Here is a 12164-nt window from a genome sequence, read left to right as displayed (position 1 = left end):
ATTCAGTGACGTAAGCAAATGGAGAAATGTATGGAACACAAGAATACAATAGGATTAAGTTATGCCGAATAATGTAGTCTTTGACAAACAAACAAATTCTACCTCTCTCCTAGGTTTTTCTTTAAGCCTCATTTCTTTAGCGATATTTGCTTTTCATCCCTTGACTCAGGCTGAAAGCTTAGAGCAAATTAATGTTGTTGATGAAAGCCCAGCTAACTCCACAGCTGGCAGTAAAAGCTATACTATCAAATCAATGAATACAGCCACTGGCTTGCGTATTTCTGGTAAAGACACGCCACAATCTGTTAGTGTGGTAACAAGAAAACAACTTGATGATCGCGCGATTCACACCCTTGAAGACGCAATGAAAAACACTACAGGTGTGAATGTTGTGCATGATTCTGGTTTACAAACCCGTTTTCTCTCTCGTGGTTTCTATGTGGATCAAATTGGTGAAGATGGTATCACTACCAATGTAGGCGGGCGCTCAGGTTATACAGCTAAAATTGATGTGGTGCCGAGCACAGACTTAGCCGTTTACGATCATATTGAAGTAGTACGCGGTGCAACAGGTTTAACTCAATCCAATTCCGAACCAGGCGGAACTATTAATCTTATTCGCAAACGCCCAACAGATAAATTCCAACATTTAGGTGAAATTACCGTAGATCACCGTGGCAGTGTTCGCACTATGCTTGATGTGTCAGGCCCAATGAATAAAGAAAAAAACGTACGTGGGCGTTTAGTGGGCGTGGATGAAAAATCACATTCTTTCAAGCAAGATGTAAAAGGCAGTAAACAAATGGTTTATGGCGTATTTGAGAGCAATATCCGTGATAAAGGTTTATTTACCCTTGGCGGTATGTATCAAAAAATTAATGAAGTACCGGATTTTGCCGGTGTTATGTTGCCTTGTGAGAATCCAAAAGTTGCAGCATTTTCTTCTCGCCCAGCTTGCCAAGATCCCCTTAAATTTCCACGAAGTACATACTTAGGCGAAAGTTGGTCTCGATTAAAAGGAGATAAATATAATCTTTTCTCTGAAACAAAATTATTTTTAGATAATGATTGGGAATTAAGTCTAGAACTTTCTTATACACAAAATAATTCCGATGCCAAAGTAGGGCAATATTTTATTAAAGATGAACATGCTGCGGGGGTTTCTGGCGCAGATGCTACAAGCTTTTTAACTGAAAAAGGTGAAGTAATTCCCTTTGAGCCTAAAGATAAAGCATTAGAAAAACTAGCTTCATATCGCAAAGACGCCAAAACAGAATTTGAATCTAAAAAAGCGGATTATTTAAAGAATGGTTTTAATCAACAAGATTTTGAGCAATATAAAAATAAACGTATAAATGACCGCGCTTTACTACGCCAGCAATGTATTGATGAGGGAACATTGGATTTCTTCTGCGATGGTTATTATCCTGCCTTGACTGATGAAGAATACAAACAAGATTTTATTAATAAAGAGCTTGCCGATCAGGGAATTAGTGATAATGCAAATGAACGCTTCCCTAATCGTTTATATGATTCAGCCTATAATAATCGAGATGTGATAAATCGTCGATTTAACTATATGCCAATGAGGTATCAAAAAAAGGATAAACAATATGGTATTAAGTTAAATTTAAAAGGCAACTATGAACTCTTTGATAGAAGCCACGATTTTTATCTTGGTTATGCTTATAACAATGAAAATATAGAATCAACTTACCTTGAAATTTTCCAAAAGAAATATAGAGTACGCCCAAGTACCGGAACTATTCATGCCCAATTTGATGGCTTATGTGAAGTGCATCCATTAGGTAGTAATAAACTTCCAACAGAAAAAGGAAATCGTGAGCCGGATTGGGATAAATATAATGAATATGGAAATGTGAGTATCTATGAACCAGATTGTAAAAATGCCATTAAAACCAAATATAAACCGATGCTTGATGTCAGTGGCAAACAAATTTATAAAATTGATGATTTTGGTAATAAAGTACCTGCTTTAGAGCCAGTTTATGAGCTTGATGCCAATGGCAATAAGATTCAAGAAGTTGATGAAAAAGGCAATCCTATTTTTGTTGGTTTTGCAGGTACTACGCCTGTTTATAAACACGTTAAAATTCCAGATGATCATATTTTGGCACAATATAATTACGCTAAATATTTTAACAAAAATCAAACTCACACCATTACAGCAAGTAACCGCTTTAATGCCACAGATAAATTGCATATCTTAACTGGGTTAAGTTTTGTACGTTTCACCACTTCACAGCAGAAAGAAATGCCTGTTCGTTATGGTGAACCTATCACAAACTTCCAGTCAGCCAGTAATGTTAAAGCGGATAATGAACATTATAAAGCCAGTATGACGGGGCATAAGTTTACGCCTTATTTGGGGATAACTTATGATCTTACTGACAATCACAGCATTTATGTGAGTTATACTAAAATCTTTAAGCAACAAGATAATGTTGATGTCACAACAAAAACAACCTTACCACCCCTTGTTGGAACAAATTACGAAGTAGGTTGGAAAGGAGCATTTTTGGACAATCGTTTAAATGCGTCATTGGCTTTATTTACTTTAGAGCAAAAGAATAGAACCGTTGTTGATTTTGGTTTTGTGCCTGATTCTACTGGTAGACAAGGCTCTTTCCAAACTATTGCGAAACCAATAGGAAGAGTTGAAAGCAAGGGCTTTGAAATCGAAGCTGCAGGCAATCTCACCGAAAACTGGCAACTCTTTTTAGGTTACACTTACAACAAGAGCAAATATAAAAATGCTCAAGAAGTGAATGCTGAACGTCTAGAGAAAAACACAAAAGCGACTCCTTATAACTTCAGTAACTTCACACCGGTTCAAATGTTCCGCTTGGCGACTTCTTATCATATCCCAAATACAAAATTAACCATCGGTGGAGGTGCTTCTGCACAAAGCCCAACAAGCAGTTTATATGGCATCCATCAAGCTGGTTACGCTCTTTGGGATGCGAATATTCAATATGAATTTAATCCGCACGCTAAGTTAAGCCTAATTGGGACGAACTTAACGGATAAAATCTATTTCGAGAACAATTATAACCGCACTCGAGGGATGAACAATTTCTATGGTCGCCCACGCACAGTTATGATGAAACTCGATTGGACATTCTAGGAAAAATCAGTCGCAAAAGTGCGGTCGATTTTCCCATTGTTTTTGAACATTAATCATCACAAATTTAAGGACAAACTATGAACCCATTCAAAATAAAACTTTCACTTTTAAGTCTGTCAATTCTTGCTGCCCTTGCAACCAATGCGGCAGCTACGGAGCAAAATACTGAAAACCTTGATGCGATTGTGGTTACAGCCTCAGGTACGACGCAAGAATTACGTGATGCACCGGCAAGTATTAGCGTGGTGAATCAAGCGAAATTAAGATCGCATCCTTCTAATCGCTTAGAGAACGCGTTGCAAGATATTCCTGGAGTAAATGTAAGTGGGAGTAATGCAAACCGAACCGATATTGCTATTCGCGGCTTACCGGCGGACTACACTTTAATTATGGTGGATGGTCGTCGTCAAAATACGCGTGAATCCCGCCCAAATGGCAATGGCGGATTTGAAGGGGGATTTATTCCGCCTGTTAGTGCAATTGAACGAATTGAGGTTGTTCGTGGACCAATGTCATCACTCTACGGCTCGGATGCGATGGGGGGAGTGGTAAATATCATCACGAAAAATGCAGCAAAAGAATGGACAGGATCGGTTTCGACAGGATTTACCGTACATGATAAGTCAGACTTTGGTGATGGTTATCATGGTGATTTCTTTGTGTCAGGTCCACTTGTTAAGGATATATTAGGTCTTCAGGTTTATGGTGGGGGGAACTATCGTCAAGAAGATAACTTGATTGGCGCATCGAATAAAAATAAAGATCAAAATTTGAATGCGAAATTGACTTTTACGCCGGTTGATAAACAAACCTTTATTTTTGAGGCGGGGCGCCATCGTTTAGAAAAAGATGAAACACCGGGGAAAACTATTGATTTGACCACAACACGTGGAACATCAGTCACGCCTAATAATCCAAGTTCTACTCGTGCAAGCCGTAATCATTGGTCTATCACACATCAAGCTGATTGGGATTTGATGACATCAGAATTAAGTTTTTCACAAGAAATTGCAAAACGCGAAGTCAGTGTTAATGGCGTGATGAATACCCGTAAACCAGAAATCAAAAATAATGTCTTTGATGCAAAATTTATGCTGCCTTTATCCAATCATTTCTTTGTATTTGGCGGACAGGTTCAACAAGCTAAATTACAAGATGACTCGGTAACACGTGTTTTAACAAAAACTTTACCAAATGGTCATAAAGCCTCAAGAGCTGTATTTGAAAATAGTAAAAATAGTGTAAAACAATCCGCACTTTTCTTAGAAGATCGCATTGATATTGGCAAAGACATTTTATTAACGCTGGGATCTCGTCTTGATCATCATGAAAAATATGGTTCACATTGGAGCCCAAGAGTTTATGCGGTTTATCATATCAATGATAATTTCTCGTTAAAGGGCGGTGTAAGTAAAGCTTTTAAAGCACCAAGTATTCGTGAAATCAGTGAAAGTTATGTGACATCCACAGAGGCTGGCGCAGGGGTTATTTATGGTAATAAAGATTTAAAACCGGAAACCAGTGTGAACGAAGAAATTGCGTTAGTTTACACCAATGATAATGGTTATAACGCGAGCATTACCTTATTTAATACGGATTTTAAGAATAAATTAACGAGCCATTATACCGGTTTAACTGATCTAGTTATGAAGGCAAAACTTTATGAGTATGCTAATGTTGGACGTGCGAATATTAAAGGCACTGAAATTGCCACTCATATTCCATTCAATGAACATTGGAATGTTGATATGAGTTACACATATCAACACTCTAAACGCCAATCTGATGAAGATATTTCTGCATCCAAAATGAGCCTACGTGGCTTACCGCTTGATAATACACCAAAACATGCAGCGAGTGCTAAATTAAACTGGCAAATGAATGATGCCTTGAGTGCTTATACGCGTATTGCTTATAAAGGCAAACAAATATGGGCAAACCCACGTAATGGCGATAGCAAAAATCACTATCGAACCCGCGCAGCTTACACCACAGTAGATTTAGGGACAACTTACAAATTTAACCCTAATGTATCCTTAAGCTTGGCAGTGCTTAATATTGGCAATGAAATTGGTGAACGTGTGAATACGAATGGGGGAAGCTGGACGGTTGAAGAAGGCCGACGTTTTTGGACGAATCTGAATGTTACATTCTAATTAGCACGAAAATAAGCTACATTTAGCACCGTCTAAATGTAGCTTTCTTTTTCTTATGAGTACTTTATTTAAAATTCTTTTTTTCTATTTAGGGGCGATCAATATAGCTATGGCTGCACCTGATTTTTCTATCTCTAAAATAAATCCGAAAATAACCGCACTTTATCACATTCATCAACAAGATTTAGTGTTTGAGAATAAACATTATCGTTTATTTATCGCCGAGCCGAAAAGACGACAGCACAATTTATCGGTGTTTTATACACTTGATGGCAATGCGCAATTTCCTTTAGCGGTAAATGCAGTGAATGCTAATTTACCTTTACCGTTGATTGTAGGCATTGGCTATGTTTCAGAAAAAGCCTATGCCATTGAAGAGCGTCAAAGAGATTACACATTTCCAGCACAAGGTGATGAGTTTAAGCAAGGTGGTGGCGCGGGAGATTTTTTACGTTTTATCCAAACTAAAATTAAACCGAATATTGAGAAAAATTACGACATTAATCCTGAAAAACAATATTTCTTTGGGCATTCCTTTGGGGGATTATTTGGTCTTTACGTGCTGTTTCATCAGCCAGATTTATTCCAATATTACACCTTGGCGAGTCCATCACTTTGGTGGGGAAACGGTGCGTTTTTGTCTAAAAATGAATCTTGGATTACATCTCATCCTAAGCATATTTTAATCACTTTAGGCGAATATGAAGAATATCCGGAACAAGATCCTAAAATGACAGAGGAGCAGCAACAACGCATTGAGCAACGAAAGAAGATGCGACCATTTAATGCTCAACAATTAGCGGAAAAATTACAAGCTCAAGGCAATCATGCAATATTTAAATGGATTCCGAACAAAAATCACGGGGATTCGGTTATTGATGCAATAAAGTATTCTTTAGATTTTATGCAAAATGATAGGTAAAAATAAGGCCGATATTTGATAATATCGCCTACCACATAAATGCCTTTCACATTGGTATTTTGATATTTATCTACTTTGACATAGCCGTGTTCATTTGTTTCTACACCTGCATTTTCTAAGCCAATTTTATCTGTCGCTGGAACACGACCCGCAGCCCAAATAACGCAATCTACAATAACATCAGATTGACCATCACATTTTACTGTAAGGGAGCCATCTGCATTTTTAACAATTTCAGATGGCGTGGAATTAGTATGTAATTGAATTCCATCTTGCGCAAGCACTTCCACTAATGTTTCTACGATTAATGGATCTTGATTACGCATTGGCGCATGACGACGCACTAATAAATGCGTTTCTACGTCTAGGCTGTTTAATATACTAGAAAGTTCAACGGCAATATAGCCAGCCCCAATAACCGCAGCGCGTTTTGGTAATTCAGTTAATGCAAAGAAACCATCCGAATCAATGCCGTATTCTTGTCCTTTAATGTTTGGACGATATGGGCGACCACCTGTTGCGATTAAAATATGATCTGCGGTTACTTGCTCTTTTGTACCATCAGCAAGAGTTACTTCAATAGTATGCGCATCGACAAATTTTCCGAAACCGTTAATTACATCAATGTTATTTTTCGCTAATATAAAAAATGAGGAAGGTTATAGTAACCTTCCCCACTTCAGAGCATATCTAATTAGCTATACGATTAATTAGCATATTGGTTAATCGCAGCGGATACTTCTTGATCTTGATAAATGTTATTCACAATATCGTTAAATGTTTGAGACAGAACTTTTTGAATTTCGTCATTATCCGCGTTTAATGCGCCTTCTTGTGAACGAGTAGCATTAAATGCTTTGTTATATGAACCTCTCGCACCTTGAACATAAACAGTCGCTTGAATTTTGGTATTCAGTTTATAACGAAGATTACCTTGTTCTACTTGAGTAGCAAATTCACGTACATCTACAGTTACCCACGCATTTGATCCATTGGATTGCCCAATTCTGAAACCTTTACTAATAAGATTTTGTTGCATCACTTGTTGGAATAATTGCGTAACACTCGGCGATGAATTTAATTTAATGAGTTCTCCACGCTTGGTATAGCTCGCGATATCTTGCGTTGTGCGGCTATCTTTCGTTGTTACATACACAATCGCATTTTGATTAATGTTCATTGTGGCATTCGGTGCCGGTGGTGTGAACGTTAATGTATTTGATTGTGCTTGGCAGCCAGCAAGGAACAGCGTAGCTGCTGCAATACTTACTGCTGATAATGTTTTGATTTTGTTTGATGATGTCATAATTTCCCCAATGAGCCAGTTAAAACTGTGTTATTCTTGCAAACTTCACTGCTAATGTATAGCGTTTCATTGTGATTTTGTGGAGATTTATGATGTCTGTTCAACAAACTATCGAACAAAAAATTCAACTAGAATTTCAACCGCACTTTTTTAGTGTAGAAAATGAAAGCCACTTACATAGTTCTGGTCGTGGCGCGGAATCTCATTTTAAATGTGTGATTGTGAGTAATGTTTTTGAAGGAATGCGTAAAGTACAGCGTCATCAACGTGTTTATCAATTGCTTGCAGATGAGCTTAATAGCGGTGTTCATGCGTTAGCGTTGCACTTATTTACTGTAGAGGAATGGGGCGAGTTAAATGAGAAAATTCCTGCTTCAACGAAATGCGCAGGCGTTGGACATTAATTTTTTATGTTATGAAGATGTAACATTTTTTTGATATATCGCAAAAGGTTTTTACAAAAAAGTAGGCGTTTAAGTAGCGAAAAAAGCAGATTTTCGCTAGAATAAGGCGTTTAATTTTATCCAAATTCAATTTCTCGATAAGGATGTTTATCGTGAAGTTAACCGATTTGAGTTTTTTATTTTTGTGACATTAATGTCTTTCTAAAGGTGTTTTGTCACGCTCAAACACGAGATTGCATTTAACTTGTTTATTTGCAATTGTATTTTTAACCTTGAAAAGTAGTGCAAACAGTATGATTACAATTAAGAAAGGCTTGGATCTCCCAATTGCGGGAAAACCAGCACAAGTAATCCACAACGGAAATGTTGTGAATCAAGTTGCGATTCTAGGTGAGGAGTATGTGGGGATGCGTCCTTCTATGAAGGTGCGCGAAGGCGATGTTGTAAAGAAAGGCCAAGTGCTTTTTGAAGACAAGAAAAATCCCGGTGTGATTTTTACAGCCCCTGCAAGTGGTACTATCACTGTAATCAATCGTGGTGAGAAGCGCGTATTACAATCTGTCGTAATTAATGTGGAAGGAAATGAGCAAATCACTTTCGCAAAATATAGTGCAGAACAATTGAATACGCTTTCTTCTGAACAAGTAAAACAAAACCTTGTTGAATCAGGTTTATGGACTGCATTACGTACTCGTCCATTTAGCAAAGTACCTGCGATTGATAGTGAACCAGCCTCAATTTTCGTGAATGCAATGGATACCAATCCATTAGCCGCAGATCCTGCTATCGTGCTAAAAGAATTTTGGCAAGATTTCACAAATGGTTTAACGGTATTAAGTCGTTTATTCCCTTCAAAACCGTTACACTTGTGTAAAGCAGGTGATACGAATATCCCAACTGTTGATCTTGAAAATTTACAGATTCATGATTTCGGTGGCGTTCACCCTGCAGGTCTTGTTGGTACTCATATTCATTTTATTGATCCTGTTGGTGTAAATAAAACTGTATGGCACATCAATTATCAAGATGTGATCGCAGTGGGTAAATTATTTACAACAGGCGAGCTTTATGTTGAACGTGTTATTTCTCTTGCTGGTCCGCAAGTGAAAGAACCTCGTTTAATTCGCACTGTAATTGGCGCTAATCTCTCTCAATTAACCCAAAATGAATTAAGTGCGGGTGAAAATCGCGTAATTTCTGGCTCAGTGCTTTGTGGGCAAATTGCAAAAGGTGCACATGACTATTTAAGTCGTTATGCATTACAAGTTTCTGTGATTGCAGAAGGTAATGAGAAAGAATTCCTTGGCTGGATTACTCCGCAATCAAATAAATATTCAATTACTCGTACAGTGTTGGGTCACTTCGGTAAGAAATTATTCAATTTTACTACCGCAGAAAACGGTGGTGAGCGTGCAATGGTGCCAATTGGTAGCTACGAGCGCGTGATGCCGTTGGATATTTTACCGACATTATTATTACGTGATTTAATCGTGGGTGATACCGATGGCGCGCAAGCGTTAGGTTGTCTTGAATTAGACGAAGAAGACTTAGCATTGTGCTCTTTCGTTTGCCCAGGCAAATATGAATACGGTTCAATCTTGCGTCAAGTACTAGATAAGATTGAGAAGGAAGGTTAAAAATGGGTTTGAAAAATCTTTTTGAAAAAATGGAACCCGCGTTTTTACCAGGTGGTAAATACAGCAAGCTTTATCCGATCTTTGAATCGATTTATACCTTGCTTTATACACCAGGTACAGTAACGCACAAAAACACTCACGTTCGTGATGCGTTAGACTCAAAACGTATGATGATTACGGTTTTCCTTGCGTTGTTCCCAGCGATTTTTTACGGGATGTACAATGTGGGTAACCAAGCGATCCCTGCCTTAAATCAATTAGGCAATTTAGATCAATTAATTGCTAACGATTGGCACTATGCCTTTGCAAGTTCATTAGGTTTAGATTTAACAGCCAATGCAACTTGGGGCTCAAAAATGGCGCTGGGTGCAATTTTCTTTTTACCAATTTACTTAGTGGTGTTCACCGTTTGTACGATTTGGGAATTATTGTTCTCAGTTGTGCGTGGCCATGAAGTAAATGAAGGGATGTTCGTTTCAACTATTTTATTTGCGTTAATTGTTCCACCAACATTGCCATTATGGCAAGCCGCATTAGGTATTACTTTTGGTATCGTTGTTGCAAAAGAAATTTTTGGTGGCGTAGGTCGTAACTTTATGAACCCTGCACTTGCAGGCCGAGCTTTCTTGTTCTTCGCCTATCCAGCTCAAATTTCAGGTGATACTGTTTGGACTGCCGCTGATGGTTTCTCTGGCGCAACCGCACTTTCACAATGGTCACAAGGTGGTCAGGGAGCATTACAACATACAGTAACTGGTGCTCCAATCACTTGGATGGATGCTTTTGTTGGTAATTTACCTGGTTCAATGGGTGAAGTTTCTACGCTTGCAATTTTAATCGGTGGCGCAGTGATTGTGTTCACTCGTATTGCCGCATGGCGCATCATTGCTGGTGTGATGATTGGTATGATTGCAACTTCAACTCTATTCAATTTAGTTGGTTCTGATACTAACCCAATGTTCTCAATGCCTTGGCATTGGCACCTTGTTTTAGGTGGATTTGCATTAGGTATGGTATTTATGGCAACAGACCCTGTTTCAGCATCCTTTACCAATGCAGGTAAGTGGTGGTACGGTGCATTAATTGGTGTAATGGCTGTATTAATTCGTACTGTAAACCCAGCTTATCCGGAAGGCATGATGTTAGCGATTTTATTTGCAAACTTATTTGCACCGATTTTCGACTACATCGTAGTTCAAGCAAATATCAAACGTCGGAGAGCAAGAACAAATGGCTAAGTTTAATAAAGACAGCGTAGGCGGCACAATTCTTGTCGTATTGCTACTGAGTTTAGTTTGTTCCATTATTGTTGCTGGTTCCGCAGTAATGTTAAAGCCAGCACAAGAAGAACAAAAGTTACTCGATAAACAAAAAAATATCTTAAATGTAGCTGGTCTTTTACAAGAAAACACTAATGTAAAAGAAACTTATGCAAAATTTATCGAGCCCCGTTTCGTTGATTTAGCAACGGGTGAATACACACAACAAGCAGATGATAGCCAACAAGCAATTCCTGCTGATGCCGATAAAGCACGTATCCGTTCTCGTAGCAAAACGACCGAAGTTTATCTTGTAAAAGATGAACAAGGTAAGACTCAACAAGTTATTTTACCAATTTATGGAACTGGCTTGTGGTCAGTGATGTATGGTCTAGTATCTGTTCAACCAGATGGTAATACTATTAATGGTATCACTTACTACCAACATGGTGAAACGCCAGGATTGGGTGGTGAGATTGAAAATCCAAACTGGGCAAGTTTATTTAAAGGTAAAAAATTGTTTGATGAACAACACCAACCTGCAATTCACATCGTGAAAGGGCAAGCTCCACAAGATGAGCATAGTATTGATGGTTTATCAGGCGCGACTTTAACTGGTAATGGCGTACAGGGTACGTTTGATTATTGGTTTAGTGCAAACGGTTTTGGTCCATATCTTGAAAAACTTCATGCGGGAGCAAACTAATGTCTGAAAAAGCAAATTATAAAGATCTGTTGTTAGCTCCAGTTGTTAAGAACAACCCAATTGCATTACAAATCTTGGGTATTTGTTCTGCATTGGCGGTAACAACAAAATTAGAAACTGCTGTTGTAATGGCGATTGCAGTGAGTTTGGTAACTGGGTTATCAAGTTTCTTTGTTTCTTTGATTCGCAATTATATTCCAAACAGCATTCGTATTATTGTGCAACTTGCGATTATTGCATCACTTGTAATCGTTGTTGACCAAATATTAAAAGCCTACGCTTATGGTTTATCTAAACAACTTTCGGTATTCGTTGGTTTGATTATTACTAACTGTATCGTAATGGGACGTGCCGAAGCATTTGCGATGAAGTCGCCTCCCGTTGAAAGCTTTGTAGATGGTATCGGTAATGGTTTAGGTTATGGTGCGATGTTAATTATCGTAGCATTTTTCCGTGAACTTATCGGTTCAGGTAAATTATTTGGTATGACTATTTTTGAAACCATTCAGAATGGTGGTTGGTACCAAGCAAATGGTTTATTCCTACTTGCACCAAGTGCATTCTTTATCATCGGATTTGTTATCTGGGGATTAAGAACTTGGAAACCAGAGCAACAGGAGAAGTAA

At 38.2% G+C, this 12164-nt stretch carries 9 protein-coding genes and 1 pseudogene; 8 read left to right on the top strand and 2 right to left on the bottom strand.

Annotation, left to right across the window (positions count from 1 at the left end; all coding sequences use genetic code 11):
• Nucleotides 1-61: 61 nt before the first annotated feature.
• The 3 genes from AAX18_RS06625 to AAX18_RS06615 all read left to right on the top strand — a co-directional run bounded on the left by AAX18_RS06625 (nucleotide 62) and on the right by AAX18_RS06615 (nucleotide 6226).
• Nucleotides 62-3148 (top strand): TonB-dependent siderophore receptor, encoded by a 3087-nt coding sequence (locus tag AAX18_RS06625; protein WP_046953348.1) that lies wholly within the window; start codon nucleotides 62-64, stop codon nucleotides 3146-3148.
• A 77-nt stretch (nucleotides 3149-3225) separates the two neighbouring features.
• A complete protein-coding gene (locus tag AAX18_RS06620) occupies nucleotides 3226-5304 on the top strand; it encodes a TonB-dependent receptor domain-containing protein (RefSeq protein ID WP_046953347.1) in 2079 nt (692 codons plus the stop codon).
• A 55-nt stretch (nucleotides 5305-5359) separates the two neighbouring features.
• The gene (locus tag AAX18_RS06615) at nucleotides 5360-6226 is read left to right on the top strand and encodes an alpha/beta hydrolase (RefSeq protein ID WP_046953346.1); all 867 of its coding nucleotides are present in this window, start codon (nucleotides 5360-5362) and stop codon (nucleotides 6224-6226) included.
• A gap of 14 nt (nucleotides 6227-6240) precedes the next feature.
• On the opposite strand, the pseudogene AAX18_RS08765 reads toward AAX18_RS06615, so the two are convergent.
• A pseudogene (locus AAX18_RS08765) lies at nucleotides 6241-6870 on the bottom strand (FAD-dependent oxidoreductase); the annotation flags it as partial.
• Nucleotides 6871-6932: 62 nt separating this feature from the next.
• Nucleotides 6933-7532: a YajG family lipoprotein gene (locus tag AAX18_RS06605; protein WP_046953345.1), complete on the bottom strand. Its 600-nt coding sequence runs from the start codon at nucleotides 7530-7532 to the stop codon at nucleotides 6933-6935.
• Nucleotides 7533-7624: 92 nt separating this feature from the next.
• Between AAX18_RS06605 and AAX18_RS06600 the strand changes: the two genes are divergently transcribed.
• From AAX18_RS06600 to nqrD, 5 genes are all read left to right on the top strand, one after another.
• Nucleotides 7625-7936, top strand: a complete 312-nt coding sequence (locus tag AAX18_RS06600; protein WP_005629170.1) for a BolA family protein — start codon at nucleotides 7625-7627, stop codon at nucleotides 7934-7936.
• Nucleotides 7937-8229: 293 nt separating this feature from the next.
• The gene (locus AAX18_RS06595; protein WP_005629172.1) at nucleotides 8230-9573 is read left to right on the top strand and encodes a Na(+)-translocating NADH-quinone reductase subunit A; all 1344 of its coding nucleotides are present in this window, start codon (nucleotides 8230-8232) and stop codon (nucleotides 9571-9573) included.
• A 2-nt stretch (nucleotides 9574-9575) separates the two neighbouring features.
• Nucleotides 9576-10811 carry an NADH:ubiquinone reductase (Na(+)-transporting) subunit B gene (locus AAX18_RS06590; RefSeq protein ID WP_005629174.1) on the top strand — a complete coding sequence of 412 codons (1236 nt, stop codon included), beginning with the start codon at nucleotides 9576-9578 and terminating at the stop codon, nucleotides 10809-10811.
• Entirely contained in the window at nucleotides 10804-11538 is a 735-nt protein-coding gene (locus tag AAX18_RS06585; RefSeq protein ID WP_005629176.1) for a Na(+)-translocating NADH-quinone reductase subunit C, read from the top strand. The genes AAX18_RS06590 and AAX18_RS06585 overlap by 8 nt, the downstream gene beginning before the upstream one ends.
• Nucleotides 11538-12164 (top strand): NADH:ubiquinone reductase (Na(+)-transporting) subunit D, encoded by a 627-nt coding sequence (gene nqrD, locus AAX18_RS06580; protein ID WP_005629349.1) that lies wholly within the window; start codon nucleotides 11538-11540, stop codon nucleotides 12162-12164. The genes AAX18_RS06585 and nqrD overlap by 1 nt, the downstream gene beginning before the upstream one ends.

This window comes from Haemophilus haemolyticus (genome assembly GCF_001008205.1).
GTDB lineage: Bacteria > Pseudomonadota > Gammaproteobacteria > Enterobacterales > Pasteurellaceae > Haemophilus > Haemophilus haemolyticus_Q.
The sequence above is the reverse complement of the archived record's forward strand: the minus strand, read 5'-3'. Positions and strand labels throughout refer to the sequence as shown.